General features: G+C 61.8%; 19 protein-coding genes and 2 pseudogenes. 13 read left to right on the top strand and 8 right to left on the bottom strand.

Going from position 1 to position 19,152, the window contains the following annotated elements; genetic code table 11:
* Positions 1 to 25 precede the first annotated feature (25 nt).
* A complete protein-coding gene (locus ACP4XC_RS12950) occupies positions 26 to 238 on the top strand; it encodes a hypothetical protein (protein ID WP_427170230.1) in 213 nt (70 codons plus the stop codon).
* A 158-nt stretch (positions 239 to 396) separates the two neighbouring features.
* On the opposite strand, the gene ACP4XC_RS12945 is transcribed toward ACP4XC_RS12950, so the two are convergent.
* Positions 397 to 1,137 carry an SDR family oxidoreductase gene (locus ACP4XC_RS12945; protein WP_427170227.1) on the bottom strand — a complete coding sequence of 247 codons (741 nt, stop codon included), beginning with the start codon at positions 1,135 to 1,137 and terminating at the stop codon, positions 397 to 399.
* 469 nt (positions 1,138 to 1,606) lie between these two features.
* Between ACP4XC_RS12945 and ACP4XC_RS12940 the strand changes: the two are divergent.
* The 3 genes and pseudogenes from ACP4XC_RS12940 to ACP4XC_RS12930 form a co-directional block, all read left to right on the top strand.
* A pseudogene (locus tag ACP4XC_RS12940) lies at positions 1,607 to 1,813 on the top strand (recombinase family protein); the annotation flags it as partial.
* 239 nt (positions 1,814 to 2,052) lie between these two features.
* Positions 2,053 to 2,373: a hypothetical protein gene (locus tag ACP4XC_RS12935; protein WP_427170226.1), complete on the top strand. Its 321-nt coding sequence runs from the start codon at positions 2,053 to 2,055 to the stop codon at positions 2,371 to 2,373.
* A 205-nt stretch (positions 2,374 to 2,578) separates the two neighbouring features.
* Positions 2,579 to 2,887 (top strand): DUF4190 domain-containing protein, encoded by a 309-nt coding sequence (locus ACP4XC_RS12930; protein ID WP_427170224.1) that lies wholly within the window; start codon positions 2,579 to 2,581, stop codon positions 2,885 to 2,887.
* Between the two features lie 351 nt (positions 2,888 to 3,238).
* Here ACP4XC_RS12930 and ACP4XC_RS12925 read toward each other — a convergent pair whose 3' ends face one another.
* The 4 genes and pseudogenes from ACP4XC_RS12925 to ACP4XC_RS12910 all read right to left on the bottom strand — a co-directional run.
* Positions 3,239 to 3,463, bottom strand: a complete 225-nt coding sequence (locus ACP4XC_RS12925; protein WP_427170222.1) for a hypothetical protein — start codon at positions 3,461 to 3,463, stop codon at positions 3,239 to 3,241.
* A 23-nt stretch (positions 3,464 to 3,486) separates the two neighbouring features.
* Positions 3,487 to 4,245 (bottom strand): YsnF/AvaK domain-containing protein, encoded by a 759-nt coding sequence (locus ACP4XC_RS12920; RefSeq protein WP_427170220.1) that lies wholly within the window; start codon positions 4,243 to 4,245, stop codon positions 3,487 to 3,489.
* 126 nt (positions 4,246 to 4,371) lie between these two features.
* Entirely contained in the window at positions 4,372 to 4,518 is a 147-nt protein-coding gene (locus ACP4XC_RS12915; RefSeq protein ID WP_427170218.1) for a lmo0937 family membrane protein, read from the bottom strand.
* A 266-nt stretch (positions 4,519 to 4,784) separates the two neighbouring features.
* Positions 4,785 to 5,006: pseudogene (locus ACP4XC_RS12910) on the bottom strand (transposase); the annotation flags it as partial.
* 87 nt (positions 5,007 to 5,093) lie between these two features.
* Here ACP4XC_RS12910 and ACP4XC_RS12905 point away from each other — a divergent pair.
* Positions 5,094 to 5,591: an AAA family ATPase gene (locus tag ACP4XC_RS12905; protein WP_427170216.1), complete on the top strand. Its 498-nt coding sequence runs from the start codon at positions 5,094 to 5,096 to the stop codon at positions 5,589 to 5,591.
* Between the two features lie 258 nt (positions 5,592 to 5,849).
* Here ACP4XC_RS12905 and ACP4XC_RS12900 read toward each other — a convergent pair whose 3' ends face one another.
* From ACP4XC_RS12900 to ACP4XC_RS12890, 3 genes are all read right to left on the bottom strand, one after another.
* Positions 5,850 to 6,317, bottom strand: a complete 468-nt coding sequence (locus ACP4XC_RS12900; RefSeq protein WP_427175105.1) for a DUF2199 domain-containing protein — start codon at positions 6,315 to 6,317, stop codon at positions 5,850 to 5,852.
* A gap of 731 nt (positions 6,318 to 7,048) precedes the next feature.
* Entirely contained in the window at positions 7,049 to 7,198 is a 150-nt protein-coding gene (locus ACP4XC_RS12895; RefSeq protein WP_427170213.1) for a hypothetical protein, read from the bottom strand.
* 23 nt (positions 7,199 to 7,221) lie between these two features.
* Complete coding sequence (locus ACP4XC_RS12890) at positions 7,222 to 8,475, bottom strand: ROK family transcriptional regulator (RefSeq protein WP_427170211.1); 1,254 nt, start codon at positions 8,473 to 8,475, stop codon at positions 7,222 to 7,224.
* Between the two features lie 139 nt (positions 8,476 to 8,614).
* Here ACP4XC_RS12890 and ACP4XC_RS12885 point away from each other — a divergent pair, with 139 nt between their 5' ends.
* The 8 genes from ACP4XC_RS12885 to ACP4XC_RS12850 all read left to right on the top strand — a co-directional run bounded on the left by ACP4XC_RS12885 (position 8,615) and on the right by ACP4XC_RS12850 (position 19,047).
* A complete protein-coding gene (locus tag ACP4XC_RS12885; RefSeq protein WP_427170208.1) occupies positions 8,615 to 10,027 on the top strand; it encodes a sugar ABC transporter substrate-binding protein in 1,413 nt (470 codons plus the stop codon).
* Positions 10,008 to 10,976 carry a carbohydrate ABC transporter permease gene (locus ACP4XC_RS12880; RefSeq protein WP_427170206.1) on the top strand — a complete coding sequence of 323 codons (969 nt, stop codon included), beginning with the start codon at positions 10,008 to 10,010 and terminating at the stop codon, positions 10,974 to 10,976. Before ACP4XC_RS12885 ends, ACP4XC_RS12880 begins: the two co-directional genes overlap by 20 nt.
* Positions 10,973 to 11,842: a carbohydrate ABC transporter permease gene (locus tag ACP4XC_RS12875; protein ID WP_427170204.1), complete on the top strand. Its 870-nt coding sequence runs from the start codon at positions 10,973 to 10,975 to the stop codon at positions 11,840 to 11,842. Before ACP4XC_RS12880 ends, ACP4XC_RS12875 begins: the two co-directional genes overlap by 4 nt.
* A complete protein-coding gene (locus ACP4XC_RS12870; RefSeq protein ID WP_427170201.1) occupies positions 11,842 to 12,921 on the top strand; it encodes an ABC transporter ATP-binding protein in 1,080 nt (359 codons plus the stop codon). Before ACP4XC_RS12875 ends, ACP4XC_RS12870 begins: the two co-directional genes overlap by 1 nt.
* A 2-nt stretch (positions 12,922 to 12,923) precedes the next feature.
* Entirely contained in the window at positions 12,924 to 14,132 is a 1,209-nt protein-coding gene (locus ACP4XC_RS12865; RefSeq protein WP_427170199.1) for a CehA/McbA family metallohydrolase, read from the top strand.
* A 138-nt stretch (positions 14,133 to 14,270) separates the two neighbouring features.
* Positions 14,271 to 15,176, top strand: coding sequence for a TIM barrel protein (locus ACP4XC_RS12860; protein WP_427170197.1), 906 nt, complete (start codon positions 14,271 to 14,273; stop codon positions 15,174 to 15,176).
* On the top strand, positions 15,176 to 16,309 hold the full coding sequence (locus tag ACP4XC_RS12855; protein ID WP_427170195.1) for a Gfo/Idh/MocA family protein: 1,134 nt from the start codon (positions 15,176 to 15,178) through the stop codon (positions 16,307 to 16,309). The genes ACP4XC_RS12860 and ACP4XC_RS12855 overlap by 1 nt, the downstream gene beginning before the upstream one ends.
* Positions 16,306 to 19,047 (top strand): hypothetical protein, encoded by a 2,742-nt coding sequence (locus tag ACP4XC_RS12850; RefSeq protein WP_427170193.1) that lies wholly within the window; start codon positions 16,306 to 16,308, stop codon positions 19,045 to 19,047. Before ACP4XC_RS12855 ends, ACP4XC_RS12850 begins: the two co-directional genes overlap by 4 nt.
* Positions 19,048 to 19,152: the final 105 nt, after the last annotated feature.

Here is a 19,152-nt window from a genome sequence, read left to right as displayed (position 1 = left end):
CCCTGCCATTGTTGAAAGAGCCCTCATGCCGGACACCCAACCTCCCAACCATGCCCCGGGGGCCGATGCCTCGCGGGAAGTGCTGGTTCACAGCGACGGACCGGCCGAAAGCGCTGGGCTCACTGCAGCCCTGCGCAGCGCCGCCAACGCGGCGGCAGCCCTCGCTCCCGGCGTCCCCATTGACGTCGTTCTCCAGGGCCGGGGCGTTAGCCTGTTGGCCAGGCTCCGCCCTGCCTGAGTCCATCAGCGAGGCCCTCGGCCAGGGCATCCGGATCCAAGTGTGCGGGAACAGCCCGCGTTCAGCGCCGTGAGGAGCGCCTACGTGGGTTACGGGGACGAGTTTCGCCGACGGGTAGTACCAGTCGACTTTTAGAGCCTTGGCATATTCTCATCTATTTAGAAGTGAGAATTGAGCCGTTCGAATAACGCATCTCTTTGGTCCATCATGCTGGCGGCCTGGCCAATTGCTGCTTGCAAAGTATTACTTTCCAGAGCTTTTATCGCTTCATTAATAAATTCGTTCACCGGCATCCCCCCATGTGTCTGGTCCCTATTCTCGCGTCGCTCGTGGCCAAGCTCAGAATCCACCGACGGGGGTGCTATCTCATAGACACGGATGCCGGTGTTTTCAAGCTGCTTGCGCAATGAGAGCGACCATGAGTGAACGGCGGCTTTGGTTGCGCAGTAGACCGGCATAAACGCGATTGGCGTGTATGCCAACCCGGAGGAAATGTTCACGATAGCCGGCTCGGCCCGGCCACGTAATTGCTCCACCACAAGCGAAGAAAGATGAATCGGAGCAATCAGGTTTGTCACAATTTCGCGCTCCACTGACGATAAATCGATCGGATTAGTCAGGTCAGCCGTCAGTTGTATGCCAGCATTATTAATAAGCATGTTCAGGTCGGGACATTCTTGAATCGCCCGCCGGACCAAGTTTTCCCGAGACGCCGCCTCTATCAGATCGCACTGGATGGTTACGAGGTCGGGATACCGCGCTTTGAGTTCTTCCAATCGATCGTTACGCCGGCCGCAGATGATGACTGTATTGCCACGTCCAAGGAAATGCTGCGCAAAAGCCTTGCCGATACCGGACGTACCACCCGTTATGAGTACGGTGTTACCGGTCGTCTTCATAGCTCCTCCTAGGCAGTAAGACAGCCTTACCGCGGTGAAGTTCTTCTTCTATGAATTTATATGCTCCACGAACATCGGTCGGCTCGAAAGTCCCCGCAATCGGCACTTGATTTTCATCAAGCAGCTGGGCGCGCTGCGGCGCTGTTCCGACTCATGCCTTGGGTTCCTTATCGCGTCAATCAATTCCATCATCAACGTGCCGGGACACGTTGACCGTGCGGGCCGGACCTGAACCCTCAAGTATTCGATGCGCGTGCTCATGCGAACCGGGCCGCCCTCATGCGAACCGGGTCGCCGCTGCCGACGGACGCGGTGCGCTGGGTGTCCCACCAGGCGTCCCAGGCGAACCGGTGCCCGGGATCGGCGGCCACGGCCCAGATGCGGCCTTCGTGCCGGACGGAGGACGGCCAGCCGTGTCAGGAGTGGGTCACTTTTCCAGTGACACGACGGCCGGGTCTTACGGTTCAACCTGACACTCTTTGTATACTCGGCACTCTTCGTAAAGGAAGGCGCCAAGTCCGGGCAGCGCATCGGATACATCAGGGTCAGCGGCCTGGATCAGAACACGGAGCGCCAACGCGATGGCGTGGAGCTGGACAGGATATTCACGGACAAAGCTTCGGGTAAGGACAGCGAGCGCACCCAGCTAGAGGAGCTTCTTCGCTTCATCCGCGACTGATCACTTTGGCCAAGGCACGCGGAGCAAACCGCGGGCGCTGGAAAGCGCTCAGGGGACGCGCTTTGACCCCTGCACCGGTCTCCGTCGTTACTCAGTTCCGCAGGACCCGGGCACTAGGGTCCGGTGCACCTCCTGCCAGGCGGGCGCAGGAGTCCTGTCGTCGGCTTGAGGTCAGGGGTAATCTGGATGGAAGTCAGCTTCGGGAAAGGCCGAACAGGAAGGCGGTGCACGCGGACGTGAACCTTAAGGACGAATGGGATCGGCTCGATCCCGAGACCCGGACATGGCTCCTGGAAAATCCGGGATGCCTGAAAGTTCCTGCCGCCATGTCGGCCAAAATCAGCCAAGAGGCACACGGTGACATCGCGTGCGACCCGAACGGGCAGGTCGTGCTCTCTCCGGCCGACCACGATTTCATCCGGGAGAAAGCCGAGGCCGCCGGAACAATCCGCGTCCCCGCAACGGATTACCAGTTCTTCGATACCGCGGCCTTGCCTGTTGTCAAGAGAGCGCCGTCTGGAAGGCACTCCGCCGCGCCGCCTGAAGAGGGTCACTAGGGCCGGGTTCCCGGGGGGGCGGTTCTGCGTTCACTCTGACGACCCCGTGTCTGTCGCTGTCCTGTTGTGGGCGGGTTGCCTTTCGAGTAATCAGGTGGAGTTCGCCCGTCCACGACTCTGGTTCCGCTTTGGGCTCTGGTTCCGCTCTGCCTGCAGTGGGTGCCGTAGGCTCACCCCAATACCTCCAAGGAGAAGAGCAGCCGACATGACAAGTGTTCCCCCGCCCCCCGAGAACCCCTGGCCCTCCGACGCGGCGCGGCTCCCTGACTCCTACGTGCCGGCCCGGGCGCGTCCGCCGTTCAGCAAGACCGCCGTCGCGGGATTCATCATCAGCTGTGTCGGGCTTGTCGTCTTTGCCATGGCCGGACCGCTTGGCGCGGCGCTGTCGGGCACGGGCTTGCGGCGTATCAGGGAACGCGGGCTGCGCGGGCGCGGACTCGCCATCGCCGGCATCATCATCGGTGTCGTTGATTTTGCGTCATACCTCGTCGTCCGCTTCCTGCTTCACTCCTAAGTCCTGATCCGTCAGTCCTGATCCGTGCCGTCGACGGCACATCGCCGATCATGCGTGAAGCCCTCGTGAGCTCCAGCGCCGGAATGGAGCGTAAACATGGCAATCGTTGTCGATACCCACCCGGTGCAGGAGCCCCCGCTCATGGTCTTGAGAAGATCTGGCCAAGGCTGGACCCAAAGACATAGGAATGGTTGAAGGCAAACCCGGGCGGCGTCATGCTTCCGCGCAGCCGCATCGGCCCCAGTGGGCACTCCGGTCTCACCAGCCGACGCAACCTCTCCGCCCGACTGATCGGACGGCGGCCGCGCGGACTCCATGGCGGGGGCCTGAAGCCGGTCAAACCGCTCCTTCCTATGACTGCAGGATGGGGCGGGAGTAGGCGGCGGCGTCCGTGGCGTCCAGGACCTCAAGGACTGTCAGGTGCGCCGCCGCGGCGACGTCCCTGATGGTTTTCCCGTGTGTGACAGCGCCGGCCACGGCGGAGTGAAGGCTGGTCCAGTCGTTGCCCCCGTAGGGGCCTGAGGATTCGAGCCGCGCGGCGGCCTCTTCCACGGCCAGTAGGTCGTTATCGTTCACCGTTGAACCTCCGGTCCTGTGCTTCAGGTGACCTCGTCCGTTAGGGTGTCCTTGTTGAGCCGGACCCGCTCCACCGGGACAGTCTCCTTCTCCACCACCGGGCGTTCCTCGTGCAGGGTGACCTCGTGTTCCTCGTCGCTGAGGTCCGGGCCCGAGGTGGCGGCGGCGCGGTTGTCCTCGGTGATGGGTTCGCGTTCGATGCGGACTTCCTCGCGCCGGACCGGAACGGTCCGGGTGACGTTCTCGGTGGTGACATACTTGCGCAGGCGCGCCCGGCCGGTCGCCTGCCTCTCCGTGCCCACGTTCAGCCGCTCCTCGGAGCGGGTCATGGCGTCATCGGTGGCGGGCCCGGAGGTGTCGCGACCCACGGCGCCGGCTGCGTCGCCGGTGTCGTAGCGGCCCGTGCCGCCCGTGTTCCTGTCCCCGGTATCCGGTCCCGCGGCGGCCTCGGTGTAGGTTCGAAGACCTCCGAGCCGGTAGTGCTCGTAGAGCCGGTCCTCCTCGGAGGGATCGAGGTGCCCGTCCACGTCGACCCGTGGCGCGTCCTTGACCTGGTCCTTGCTGTAGGGGACCACGATGTTGCTGCCTTCGATCCGGGCCCCTTCGAGCGGGACGAAGGACTCTGAGGTGCCGAACAGGCCGGTCCTGGCCGTGACCCAGGTGGGCTGGCCGTTATCGTCATCAGCGTAGATCTGTCCGATGGGGCCGATCTTTGCCCCATCAGTGGAGAGGATGTTTCCGTCACGGTGAAGCACGTCGTCGAGATGTTCCTTGGCGAGCACGGTGTCTCCTTCGATCCTGGATATGGGGTTCGGTCCCGGGGGGACCGACCCGGCACGGCAGCGATGCCTGCCGACCCGTCAGCCGGGAGAGGGTTCCCTCCCGGCTGACGGAACATGGTTTCGTCTCTACACGCGGGATCTGCCGCGGATGAAGTGGAAGATCAGAACGACCACTGCAATAACCAGAAGCAGGTGAATGAACCCGCCGCCGATCCCTCCGATCAAGCCGAGAAGCCAGAGAACGGCGATAATGATGGCTATCCAAAGCAACATGAGAGTCTCCCTTATTTGTCTACGGATGGAAATGCTGGTTCTGCGCCCCGGTCGCTCTGTCTAACTTGGTGCGCGGCGGGAATGACATGAGGGTCAGAGGCCTCCATGCCTTCACTGACCCCACCATAGGCATGCTTACTGCTATTTGGGAAGCATGCTTATCATTATTTTCCCTGATTCATTGGGTACGGCACCGCTGTGCCGTGTATGGGGTTAGCCTCCGGTGATGGTCGTCCAGAGGCCGATGCCGATGCCACGGGCCACGACAATGATGGCCGTGGTGGCCCAGCCGATGGCGCCGAGTTTGCCGATGTAGTTGTGAGGCTCCGGAAGCGGAGGGCAGATCCGCGCAGATGCTCGAGCCGGCCATTGACCGCCTCACTGGGTGCATTACTAGTGCCGGGTTGGACGAAGTCCGCCAGCACGTCCGCTGCTCTGCGCTTGAGGGTGCGTCCGAGGGTGATCAGCCCGGCCAGCGGCGCGGGCACGACACGTACGCCCCCAAATGCGATGAACCCGATATCGTTGAGTGACCCCGGTGGCGGGAATAATCGGTCATTTTGATTTGGATATATATGGAATTCAGAGACAATATGGTTCAACGGCCGGTACTTATGCTCTTTTGTGGTTTACCCGGATCCGGCAAGACGACTGTTGCGCGCGAGCGAGAACGGGAGACGGGTGCCATCCGTTTTAGCACCGATGAATGGATGGCAGATCTAGGCGTCGACTTCTTTGATGAGATGCGCGACAGACTACAGGTACGGCTCAATGGATTGTGGAAAGAATTGCTCGAACATGGGCAGAGCGTCATTCTTGAAGACGGAACTTGGAAGCGAGAAGAACGTGACGGGATCCGCCAGGTCGCGGAGAGGCTCAACGTCATTACCGAAATACACTATTTCGACATTACGTTTTCCGAACTGTGGCGGCGCCTTGAAGTCCGCAATGCGAACCCGACATACGGAACAGTACCCATAAAAATAGAATTACTAGCTGAATGTTGGCATAGCATCCAAAGACCTGATAAGGCCGAGCTATCACTATTTGATCGATGCATTGTACATAATTAGTCAAGCAAAACCTGTACGCCATCACCGAGCTCTCATCGGCCGACGAGAAGGTCATCGCGGAGCGTGTACGGAAGGCCACGTGCCAGCTCTGAGTCGCATCGCCCCGATCCCGGTTGGGGCTACCTCACGTAGACGACCGTTCGTGAGACTGCCCTGACGAAGACCCGAGCGCGCCGCACGGCTCATCGATCAGTCCAGCCGCCGCTTCAACTCACAGGCCCTGCGCGACTACACAAAGGAAGGGCACCGCCCCGAGCGCTACCGCAAGTCGGCGAGAATGCTGTGGGGCCATTCCTGGGTGAGTACATCGTTGAACAACGGGTCGGGGCTGCTCACGCAATACGGTGTGTGGTCCGGATTCACAACGGCAAGGTCCACTGGGACGGCGAAGAGGCCCCAGGGTTCGACCCTGTTTGCCAGGTAGCCCGTGATCTTGAGCGCGCTGTATGCCGGCCGATTCCAGACTGCCGCGGCCCGCTGAAGTTCATCCGCGTGGATCGCGATCCAGACACCAAAGCGGAGGGCATGGCCTCCATCGAGCCGGACGGGAAGCAGTGCCCGAACGAACGGACTGATATCCGGGATCTGCATGAGCGCGGCGACGTTAGGATCAGGGTCACTCAACCAACTCCCTTCGGCACGATGCTGCTCCGGGCTGTGGAACACCGGGTCCGGGAGCCTAAAGCGGACGTCCCGTTCGTGCTCCGATACCGGTCGCCCGCACATTTCACAGGCAGCTGCTGTCGAAGAGTCCATGAATCCCCCCAGGAATGGTTGTCGTCCGGCCGAGTCTACGCCGCAGCCGGAAGCGCGCCTCAGGGGAGGCACTAACCCCCCAGCGTCCACCCCGTACAGCCGGAGGGCCTCCTGAGCCACCGCACGCTCCCGGCTGCCTCCACGGGGCGGACGGCCAGCCTGAAGACGAGGTTGGCAACTGGCACGTTGCCTACAAGCCAATGCGCGACTCCGTCCCGGTCCGGGCACGTGCCGGACCCGTGCACGGAACTCTTCCATTAGGGTGCAACAGATGAAGTCTTGCCTCGCCCAGCAGTTCGGTTTATGAAACGGGGTGGGAGCGCCAAGATAGCGTAGTCCACCGACCTGGGCTGGACGATGCTCGTCCCGACGGATTGGTCATCGAGGTGGGCGGCGCCAACTCCCACGGCGCCCGCGTCGGCCTGAACGCGCGGTCCCCGCCGCCGTCGGGGTTCCGATGCGATGTCGCTGATCACCGGCGGTAAGCGGATAGCGGTCGACGGCGTTTCGGGCACGGAATCTTCGGATGAATCATGTCCGAGCATTGAGCGTCAGCTTCTTAGCGTTTAACCGTTAGCGCACGTGGGTGACCAGGCGGGAACTGCTCGCTGCCGTCGGCTCCAGCTGGAGGTTCGCGACGCCGTCGAGCAGCCGATCGCCCGCTCCCAGGAAAATGGGTCGATGGAGCCGGAGCTCGTAGATCAGCCCCGCGAAAGGTATTGGCGGACGGGGTGCGCTCCTCCAACAATGGCCACGGCCTTGCCCCCAGCGGCCTTCCGTGCCTGTGCCAGCGCCGATTCGATCCCGTCGGTCACGAAGGTGAACGTGGTGCCGCCGCAGCGTGAAACCATGTAAATCCATTTGCATGATTTAGCTAGGAGCCACTGGTTCCGGCCACCGCGCCGTCCAGAAGCAACCCCTCCGGCCGGGGGGAAAGAGCGTGGTCCAGGACGATGCAGGCTGCGCCTACGGCAGCGATGTCTTCTCCGAGGAGTGACCCGGTGACCTGTACTTGATGAATGCTGCCGACCGCGAGCCGATTCGCCAACGTGGATCGTAGTATTCCCAGGTAGCGTTTGCTGATCGGCGACCAGGATGGTCCTCCGAATACAATGCGGTCCACGTCCACCAGGTTGGCTATGTCTTCGACCGCCCAGGCTAATCGGGCCGCCGCGCCGTCAAGAATTTTTGCGGCGCGGGCGTTCCCTGAGTCGGCCTGCGCCGCAAGTTGCCGGAATTGGGCGGCGATGTTCTGAAGGTCGGCGTCGTCGAAAGGTGCGTCGATCACTCCTGCTGCGATGCCTTCCCCTACGAGGTACGCGGGCATGATGGCCAGTCCCACGCATCCTGTCCGGCCGCAGCCGCACCGCGGGCCGCCCGGGCCGGTGGAAAAGTGCCCGATTTCCCCGACATTGTTTGATGATCCGCGTACGACCTCGCCGTTGGTGACCAGCCCGGAACCCATCCCTGTTCCCAGATAGATAAACGCGAAGTGCTGGGCCGCCCGGTCTTCGCTGATCCACAGCTCGGCATGTGCTGCTGCGGTCGCGTCTTTGTCCAGGAACACGGGAAAGCCCGTTGCCTGCTGCAATGACGCGCGCAACTCCACCCGGGCCCATCCTGTCAGCAAAGGCGGGCCGACCACGGCACCTCTCTGCTGATCGATGGGGCCTGGAGAGGCAATCCCGACGCCAAGAACCCGATCGCGTGATATTTCCGCCTGATGGATGAGACCGTCGACTGCCGAGGACATCTTTTGAACGGTCGCGTCCGGGTCGGCCACGGCCTGGATTGGCACGTGCGAACGGGCCACGACTGAACCGGCCAGGTCCAGCAAAACGAAGGTGATGACGGACGGGTCCAGATGAATGCCAACGGCGAACCGGCTGCTCGGATCGATGTTGAGCACGGTCCGGGGCTTGCCGGTGCGTCCGCTGATCTTTCCGGTTTCATTAATTAGGCCCAGGTCCAGCAGCTTCCGGACGATATTGGAGACCGTCTGGGTTGACAGCCCGGTGATCTGGACCAGTTCCACCCGGCTGATCCCGCTGTCCGAGCGTCGCACATGGTCCAGCATGACGGCTTGATTGAACGTGCTGACACGCTCCAGATTCGACCCACGCGGCACGGAAGCTCCTTTCTCAATTCAGTTGACTAATACTATACGATGACTATAGTGGTCTGCATCACACGGTTTGTCAGGTGGTAGGGACAACCGATTAAAGCTGCTCCGCCTGAGGCGGAGCCCTTCAGACCAGGGAACCCATATGACTCGGAAGAGATTTGTTGTGGCTGTGGCGGGCGTACTTGCGGGCACCGTTGCCCTCACTGCCTGCGGCGGCTCGGATGCGGGAAGTTCAAACGCAAGCCAGAACGCTGATGCCAAAGACGTCACTCTCACCATCACCTCAAACTCGATCTCCGGCGGCAAGAACGCAGCAGGGGCTGACTGGATCACCAACTATGTGATCCCGAAGTTCGAGGAAGCCGAGAAAGCAAAGGGTGTCACCGCCAAGGTGAACTTCCAGCCCAATGGCGTAGACGACCAGGCGTATAAGACAAAAATTTCCCTGGATCTGTCTACCGGCCAGGGTGCCGACATCGTGTCCGTCGACGGCATCTGGCTGGGGGAGTTCGCCGATGCCGGCTACATCAAGCCCCTGAATGATGTGGTGGGTAAAGAGAAAGTCACCCAATGGGATGGCTGGAAGCAGATCAAGCCGGCGGTCCAGCAGGTCACCAGTTATGACGGCAACCTCTACGGGGTTCCTGACGGTACCGACGGCCGGGTCATCTATTTCAACAAGAAGCTTTTCGCCAAGGCCGGCCTCCCGGCCGACTGGCAGCCCAAGAGTTGGAATGACATCCTGGATGCGGCCCGGAAACTCAAGAGCATCCCGGATGTGACCCCCTTGCAGATCAACGCCGGGACGGCCATGGGTGAGGCGACGACTATGCAGGGTTTCCTGCCGCTGTTGCAGGGCACAGGCCAGCCCGTCTACAAGGACGGCAAATGGCAGGGAAACAGTCCGGCGGTCCAGGACGTCCTGAATTTCTATTCCACCGTTTACGGATCCGAGAAGCTCGGTGACCCGTTGCTTCAGCAGGATGCCAAGGGCCGGGACAAGTCGTTCCAGGAGTTCTCCCAGAACAAGTTGGGTATCCTCATCGAAAGCGATTATCTGTGGCGCGGCGTGATCAACCCCAAGTCCGGCATTGACCCCATGGCTGACCGCGACTCTTCGGTCGGTTGGGCCAAGATTCCTGCGCAAACGGCAGGAAAAGGTCCGGGGGGAGCCGACTTCGTGAGCATGTCCGGTGGTTCGGGCGAGGTCATCAACCCTAAGTCCAAGTACCCACAGCAGGCATGGGAACTTCTGCAATTCATGAATTCGGCCGATGCGATCAAGGCACGTATCGGCGCTAACCCGCAGATCTCACCTCGAGACGATGTCAACAGCCAGATTCTGAGTTCGGACCCGCTCCTTACGTTCATCTCGACGCAGGTACTTCCGATCACCGCCTACCGTCCGGGTCTCGCGGACTACACACAGGTTTCCGCGGCGTTGCAGGGCGCTACCGCTCAGGTATCGGCCGGCAAGACTGCCCAGGATGCCGGAACCGGGTATGAGAAAACGCTGGAGGGAATTGTCGGTGGCAATGACAAGATCTTCAAGTGACACACTCGTAAAGGCCGATGCCCCTGAGGCCGCCTCAGGCCCGGCCGCCCGCCGGGCAGCCCGTGCCGTCCTCGACGACGGCGACGTGGCGGGCCTGGGCAAGACCCGGGCGGCGGTGTTCCTAGCTCCGGCGCTTTTGTTAATTTCGATTTTCCTGGTCTTTCCAGCGTTGTGGACGCTGTATCTGGGTGTCACGAACTTCCGGCTAAGCGGATCGGCGGCCAAGAATCCGGTCTTCGTGGGCCTCGATAACTACATCAACGCCCTCACCGACGGCCGTTTTCTGAACTCGCTCGGCCTGACACTCGTTTTCGTGTTCTGTTCCGCGGTGCTGGGCCAATCACTACTTGGGTTCACGATCGCCTGGACCATGAGCAGGGTCCGGAAGTCCGTGCGGGCCGTTGTCGAGTTCTTCGTGCTGCTGGCATGGATCATCCCCAGCTCGGTCACCACCTTTCTTTGGTACGCGCTTCTGGACCGCAGCAATGGAACGTTGAATGCGATGCTCTCGAGTGGACACGTGGCGTGGCTGCTCGACTACCCGCTACAGAGCATCATCGTGTTCAACACCTGGGTGGGAACGGCGTTCTCGATGCTGTTGTTCAGCTCTGCCTTGGCTTCGGTACCGCCGTCCCAGCTGGAGAGCGCGCGAATGGTCGGGGCAGGAGCCTGGGCCCAATTCCGCGATGTCGTCTTCCCACACATCCGGGGACATGCGCTCACCAATACACTGCTGATCACCCTCTGGACGTTCAACACTTTCACCCCGTACCTGCTCACGGCGGGCGGGCCTGACGACCGATCGAACATCCTCCCGATCTTCATCTACCGGCTGGCCTTGAACGATGGTGCGCTGGGCCAGGGCGCGGCCATTTCGCTGATCATGATCATCATCAACCTCGTCATCGCCACCGTCTACCTGCGTCTCTTGAAGGAGAAGAAATCATGACCGGCCCGAGAGGCTCCAGTGCTGTTGTCAACAGTGAAAGCCGGCAGATGATGGCCCATTTCACGGGCCTGATTGGCAAGACGGTGTTTACGGCACTGATCCTGGCTTTCTTCGTGGTCCCGGTGCTGTGGCTGGTGTTTGCTCCGTTCGACGCGCACCCGAGCCTGAATGTGAAGCTGCCTGACTTCACCTTCAATAACTTCAAGGTTCTGTTCGAAAATCCCAATGCGATCGCTTCGTTGGGGAACTCACTGATTCTGGCGTTAGGGTCCATGGTTCTGGTTCTGGTCCTTGGGTCCTTGGCGTCCTATTCGCTGTCGCGTGTGAAAATCCCCGGACGCGACGTGCTTCTGTACACCTTGTTGCTGCTGTCCTCGATCATCACGGGCACCGCGGCAATGGTGCCGACCTTCCTGCTGATGGTCAAGCTCGGGCTGATCGACTCACAGTTCGGTGTCATCCTGGTGCTCAGCGGCGGCATCTTGCCCACGGTCATTTTCATTCTCAAGGACTTCATGGACTCGACCCCCAAGTCGTACGAGGAATCGGCCCGCCTGTACGGCGCCAAGCCACTACAGATCCTCTGGGACGTGGTCATCCCGCTGGCCAGGCCAGGACTGGCAACCATCGCGGTCTGGGCCGTCGTTCAAGTGTGGGGCAACTTCCTGGTCCCTTACATCTTGCTGCGTTCGCCCTCGAAGTCTCCGGCCGCTGTGGTCATGTACACCTTCTATACCGAAGGCGGCCAGCCAAACCTTGCACTGATCTCGGCCTTCTCCCTGCTCTTTTCAATTCCCGTCATCGCCATGTACTTCTTCGTCAACCGGCGCTACGGGTTCCGCTTCCATGGAGGTATCAAAAGCTAATGGCCAGTATCACGACCAGCTCCCTGATCAAGGAGTATCCCGGCGGGGTTCGCGGGGTCGACGAAATGGACGTCACTATCCACGACGGCGAATTCTTCGCCCTTCTGGGCCCGTCCGGCTGCGGAAAGACCACCCTGCTGCGCACTATCGCCGGACTGGAGAAATCCACCTCGGGCACCATCAAGATCGGGGACCGGGAGGTTACGAACCTCGAACCCGGCCAGCGCCGGGTGGCCATGGTGTTTCAGGACTATGCTCTCTTCCCGCACATGTCCATCGTCGAGAACATTGCCTATCCGCTGAAAATTCAGAAAGTAGCCAAGAAAGACCGTCTGTCCAATGCCGAGGAAGTTGGGGACAGTCTCTCCCTTCAGGGCCTGATGGAAAGGCGGCCCGGCCAGCTTTCCGGAGGCCAGCAGCAACGCGTCGCCCTAGCACGTGCCGTGACGAGCCGGCCGGACGTGTTTCTTTTCGATGAACCCCTTTCGAACCTTGACGCACGCCTTCGGCTCGAGGCACGCACGTTCCTGAAGAAGCTGCAGCTGGATCTTGGCATCACCACGGTGTTCGTCACCCACGACCAGGCCGAGGCCCTCGCCCTGGCCGACCGCATTGCGATCATGCGGGCGGGCAAAATGCAGCAGCTGGGCACCCCCCGAGAAATCTTCCAGCGCCCGGCCAACACATTTGTTGCTTCGTTTGTGGGCTCCACCTCCATGAACCTGATCAAGGGCAGCGTTGCCGGCAACAAGGTCGTGATCGGCGACCACCACATCCCGTTGCCTTCCGCCGCCCATGGCAAAGTCACCGAGAACCAGGAAATCACTTGGGGCGCACGGCCGGAGTATCTCGCGATCGCAACGGAGCCGGTGCCGGATTCCCTCGACGGAATCGTCACGGTATCGGAAAATCTGGGGGCGGCGGTGCTGCTGACTGTGGATCTGAACGGCGATGACAACCAGGTCCAGGTCGTCGTCGGCGAGGATGAAGAGCCGGCGATCGGAACATCCGTGTGGGTGACTATTGAGCCGCGTCGGACTCTGTTGTTCGATGCTGAAGGATTGCGGATCGGAGACTAAGCATGCGTCTGGCACGTACCCTCACTCCCGGGGACCGGATCGATACGCCCTATTTTGAAGTGCCCTTCGAGGTCAAGGGCGTCCGGTCCCTGGAAGTGCTGCTTGAGTATGACAGGTCGCGTGCGGTCATCGACCTTGGTTGCCAGGGTCCGGCTGGCTGGAGGGGATGGTCCGGCGGTGCCAAGGAGCGCTTTGTGATCGCCTCGACAGCGGCTTCCACCGGCTACTGTCCGGGTGATATCGAAGACGGGGAATGGAAGATCATCCTCGGATTGCACCATGTTCCCGCCGACGGGACCGCAATTGTCCTGACCATCAACACCCCGGCGGTCGGGAGCGTAGTACCAGAACCGGTAGCTCCCCGCCCGGCGGGGCCGCGCTCAGCAAGCGCCCGCCGCAGCCTTCCGGCCGGAGCAGGTCTGACCTGGTTCGCGGGGGACTGCCACGCGCACAGTCTTCATTCGGACGGTACCCTCAGCATCCGCCAGCTCGCAGCACGGGCCGCCGAGGAAGAGCTCGACTTTCTGGCCGTTACGGACCACAACACGGTCAGCCATCACCGTGAGCTTGCACCTGCCGGAGCCGAGTATGGCGTCACCCTGCTGCCGGGACAGGAAGTCACCACAGGCCGCGGTCATGCCAACGCGTACGGCCGGCTCGGCTGGGTCGACTTCCGCTGCCATCCTGACACTTGGCTGGACCAGGTCGAGGATGAGGGCGGCTTCCTCTCCATCAACCACCCGGTCGCGGGCGACTGTTCCTGGCAATGGTCCCTGGGCCGCAAGCCCACCCATGTCGAAATCATGCACTCAACCTGGCTTCGGGACCGCACCGACACGAGCATCTGGTCCTGGTGGAACGCCTGGGGAACAGACATCATCCCGCTTGGCGGCGGAGACTTCCATCGGCCGGAAGACGGCTACCCGCCGGGACTGCCCACGACGTGGGTAGCGGCCGAAGACCCCGGTGAAGAAGGGATCTTCTCCGCCTTGAAGGCCGGTCCCACCGCTCTGAGCATGGGCACCGACTCACCCCTTCTTCTTCGCGTCGAGGGCGAGCTTCTAGCCGTCGACGCTGAAGGGGCCGTCCTGATGGACTTCGAGGGCCGACGGAGCGTCATCCGCGGTTCGCATCAACGACTGGCCGATGCGAACCGCGGACCGTACCGGCTCGAAACTCCAGAACGCAAAATCCTGGCGATCAGCCCGTGACCGCCCTGGGGTCATGGAACGAAAGCCTTGGACCCCTACTCGTCATAGCATGCGGTGTCAGCCTCCGCACTGAATTTTCATGGCCCGGTCCGGGAGACCGCTGGCCCGTGATCCATTTTTCCTACGAAGGAGTATGACTTGATCTCTGTTGCAGGTGCACCGGTGAGTTTCGGGGTGTTCGAATTGGGGTCGGTGCAAGGAGCTGTCCTTCCCGGCCCGGACCAGGTATGCGAGATCCTGCGAAGGCGCGGTTACACGGGCATTGACCTGGGACCGGTCGGCTTTCTCGGGCACGGCAGCGCTCTCACCGACCGCCTTCGCCGGTACGGCCTTTCCCTCGCCGGCGGCTGGATCGACCTGCCGTTCAGCGACGACGAGGCCTTCGCCAAGGCCGTGCCGTCGCTCAAGGAAACGTTGGACATCTTTGCGGACGCAGCATCCGAGGGCACACGTCCCGCACCGTTGCCCACTCTGGCGGACCGTGGTTCAGACCGACGTCGCGCCAATCCCGGCGGCGGAGAGAATCTGGCGCTCGATGAACAAGGCTGGGACGTCTTTGCCCGGAATCTTGAGACCGCCACGGAACTGGTGCGGGAATGGGGCTTGGAGCCGACATTCCACCACCATGCCTGCACATTCATTGAAACGCCGGAGGAAATCGACCGACTCCTTCAGTGTTCAGACGTCGGCCTCACCTTCGACACCGGCCACCTCATCCTCGGCGGAGGAGACCCTGTCGCTGATCTGAAGCGCTGGGACACCCGGATTAACCATGTACATATCAAGGATGCCCGCGTTGAGGTCCTCAGGTCCGTCGTCAGAGACAGGGGCGCCATGCGGGATGTATGGGCCGGTAAGGCGTTCGTGCCGCTTGGCCACGGCGATCTGGACGTCGACGGTTTCATGGATGCGCTGCTGTCGACGGACTTCAGCGGCTGGCTGGTCGTCGAGCAGGACACCATCCCGGTGCCGGGTGAAAGCGTCGAAATCGCAGACCGGGATCACGCCATCAACCGAGACGTACTCAGAAAGTGGATACCCTAATGACTTTACTTCGAATCGGCGTGATCGGGCTCGGCGCTGTGGCACAGTCCGTCCACCTGCCCCTAATCAAGCGGCGCTGGGACCTGTTCGATCTTGTCGCCCTCGCTGACCTCTCGCCCGCACTACTGGAGCAGGTTTCAGACCAGTACGGGATCGCGCCAAAGCACCGTTACCCAACCCTGAACGAGATGCTCGCCGGCGAACAGCTTGACGGGGTTATTCTGCTGACCTCGGGTTCCCATGGCGGTCCGGCGCTGGAAGCCATTGACGCCGGAGTGGCCGTTTTCTGCGAAAAACCACTCGCTTTTTCCCTGGCGGAGATCGAGTTGCTGCGCAAGGGGGAGCGCAATCAGGGGCGGCCGATGCTCCTGTTGGGCTACATGAAGGAATATGATCCGGCAGTCCGAACCCTGAAGTCGACCTTGCCCGCTGGAGCCGACCTCCGCTACGTCAACGTTGAAGTGCTGCATCCCAGCGGCGGAGCGCAGCTGGCCTACGCCAATCTCCGGCCGCCCGCCGGTGATGTCCCGCCCGCGACACTTGCCGCCCTGGCCGCCGACGATGAACAGCGGCTCGACACGGCATTGGGCAATGGCGCTCCCGCACTGATTCGTCGACTCTACGCCAATGTCATCCTCGGGAGCCTAATCCACGACATCGCACTGATCAGGGCGCTGGTGGGCCCGGTCCGGGCCCTCGACGCGGTTCACTATTGGGCCCAACAAGACGACCCAGGATCGCTCGAAATTTCCGGGACCATCGGCGACGACATCCGGGTCCATGTCAACTGGCATTTCCTTGCGGAGTATCCGATCTACAGGGAAACGGTGACGGTGCACCACACTCGGGGATCGGCGGAGCTGGAATTCACCGTTCCCTATCTGCTGAACGCTCCCACTCAGTTGCGCCTGACCGAGAAAGCCGGGGACGGCGCCTCCACGCAGACCATCCGCGACGTCACCGAGCCCTTCGAGCTCGAACTCGCCGCGTTCCACGAAATGGCTGCCAACCAGGTCCGCCCTCCTACGGGGATTGACGAAGGCGAAGCAGACATCAGGGTCGCCCAGAGCATTGCGGCGGCGCTGGCAAAGTCATTGAACATCACCCTTGACGGAGAGGCATCCGCGCCATGAACCACACGGACGAAACCGGCATTGTCCTGGTGCCGCACACCCACTGGGATAGGGAGTGGTACGAGCCGTTCCAGGTCTTCCGTTTCCAGCTCGTCCGGATGTTCGATGAAGTCCTGAAGACAGCCGAGGCCGACGCCGGTTTCCGTTTCACCCTCGACGGACAAACGGCAGCGATCGATGACTACCTGGAAATCCGGCCGGAAAACCGGGAACGGGTGAAGGCTATGGTCAGCCGGGGACAGCTCGCACTCGGACCCTGGCAGATCCTGCTGGATGAATTCCTATGCTCGGGCGAGACAATCATCCGCAATCTCCAGATGGGCATCTCCGGCGCACAGGCACTCGGGGGTTACATGAAGGTCGGTTATCTTCCTGACATGTTCGGGCACGTGGCCCAGATGCCCCAGATCCTTCGGAGCGCCGGGATCGGCCACGCCTGTCTGTGGCGGGGAGTGCCGTCGGCGGTGACCGGCCACTCTTTCCGCTGGGAAGCGCCCGACGGTTCCGCAGTGCGCGTCGAATACCTCTTTGACGGCTATGGCAGCGCTCTTGACCTGCTGGCCATTCCCGAGAACATTCCGCACGCCCTCGCCGAATACCGCACCATGACAGCTCAGCGCTACGACCGCGACCCGGTTCTGGGCATGGTCGGTACGGACCATATGGCTCCCGATCCGATGCTGATGAACTGGGTTGGCGCGTATGACAGCCCGCAATTCCCCATCCGAGTCGGTACGTTGGAAGAATATGTGGGCCGGTTTGACCCCGACGAACCGTTGCCTGCTGTCCGTGGGGAACTGCGCTCTCATGCCCGCGGGAACATCCTGCCCGGTGTCTTCTCGATCCGTCGCAACCTGAAAACGGCCATGGCCGTCGCTGAGCGCATGGTCACCGAGGCTGAGCGTCTGGCCGCCACTCACACCAGGAGCGATTTCGAGCCCTTCGTCAGCATGTCCTGGCGACGGATCATTGAATCCACCGCGCACGACTCGGTCGTAGGCTCGGGAACGGACGAGACCGTGGACCAGGTAGACGCCCGACTCCGTGAAGCCGCACAAATTGCCCGTGCCGTCCGCGATGAGGTGACACGCTCCATCGCTGAAAACGTTTCCAGTGATTCCTATCTCGCGGTGAACACCCTCCCGACAGGCCGCAACCTGATGGTCGAGCTCGAGGTGCCCGCGCCCCAGCAGGACATTCCCGTCGTCGCGGAAGCATCGGACGGCACGATCCTGGTGGTCCAGGAAACTGGACATGCGCCCACGATGCTCGGCGATGAAGCCATGGACTCATCGATCCTCATCGAACGCATCATGAACCGTATCCATGGCCGAGAGCTGTTCGGCCAGCAGATCGAGACATACCGGATCGCTCCGCACACCCTGGACTTCGATGTGGCCGAAGTACCGTCCGCGGATGTTTTCGATATCACCGCACTCAGAGCCGATCTCGAAAATGCCATTGAAGTGCACCCGGGGGAGTGGAAGGTAAGGATTACCGCCCAACCTCGTCGCCGTGTCCTTGTCGACGTCCCGGTGCCAGCCATGGGCACCACGCCCTTCAGGGTGTACCAGGCACAACGTCCGGCGCAGGCGGGCGTCACTTATGAAGACGGCCTGCTGCGAAACGGACTCGTCACCGCGGAAGTCGGCCACGACGGCACCGTGACACTGACTGGAACCGACGGCACCGTGCTGACGGGGCTCGGCAAACTCGTTGACGGCGGCGACTGCGGTGACAGCTACAACTACGGACCGCCCGCCTCGGACGTGCTGGTGGAGGAACCCTCCCAGACCTGGGTCGACGTCGTCGAAACCGGCCCCGTGCGGGCGGTCCTTAGAGTCACACGCCACTACCAGTGGCCGCGGGCCCTGAACCGGCACACCGGCTGCAGGGCCACTGATGTGATCGATGTGCCCGTAAGCATGCTTGTCGAGCTGCGGCGCGGGGAACCCTTCGTTCGCCTGCGTCTGCAGTTCATCAATGAAGTTTCCGACCACCGGCTCAGGATCCATATCCCGCTACCGGGAGACGTTCAGGAGTCGGCAGCTGAAGGCCAGTTCTCGATCACGGCCCGGGGGCTGGACGCCGAAGGCGGCGGCGGGGAATACCCGCTTCCGACCTTCCCCGCCTACAGTTTTGTCTCCGCGGGACCGGCCACCGTCCTTGTTCACGATGCCACCGAATACGAAATCGTTGGTCGGAATGAGATTGCCCTTACTGTGCTCCGCGCAGTCGGTTCCATCAGCGTGAACGTCCACCCGTTGCGCGACGAGCCTGCCGCGTCGGAGATTCCGATTCCCGGGGCACAGGAACAAGGCACCGGGATCGATATCGAATTCGCCGTCATGGCATCTTCGGCCGGGTACCGCAACGCCGACTCCATCCGATTTTCCGACCACTTCAATGCCAGCGCTCTGTCAGTCCGGGGCCGCGGCAGAGACGGCATCGGCCTCCCGCCAGCGAGCGAGGGCCTAAAGCTTCGCGGCGAGAACGTGCGGATGAGTAGCCTGCGCCCCGTGGACGACGGAGTCGAAGTGCGCGTCGTCCTCCTCTCTGACGAGGCCACCTCGGCGGTCCTGGAAGGAGACTTCGATCGTACGACGACGGTAGACCTTACCGGTCGCATCCTTAGTTCGGCGCAGGCGGACGGTGAATACAAATTCACGCTGGCACCTTGGGAGATCCGAACGCTGATACTCCGCACGGCCGGCACTGCCTCCCGGGCGCACGAATGACCAATGCGCGTGATGGTGATATGCGTTCTCGTTAGCGTGCCAAGAGTTTTTGGTGCGCCGCCCGTCGAGAGCTACGGGGCGGTGCGCGAGCCCGAACTTTTTCAC

It is taken from the genome of Arthrobacter sp. 92, from assembly GCF_050260325.1.
In the GTDB taxonomy this organism is placed as follows: domain Bacteria; phylum Actinomycetota; class Actinomycetes; order Actinomycetales; family Micrococcaceae; genus Arthrobacter.
The sequence above is the reverse complement of the archived record's forward strand: the minus strand, read 5'-3'. Positions and strand labels throughout refer to the sequence as shown.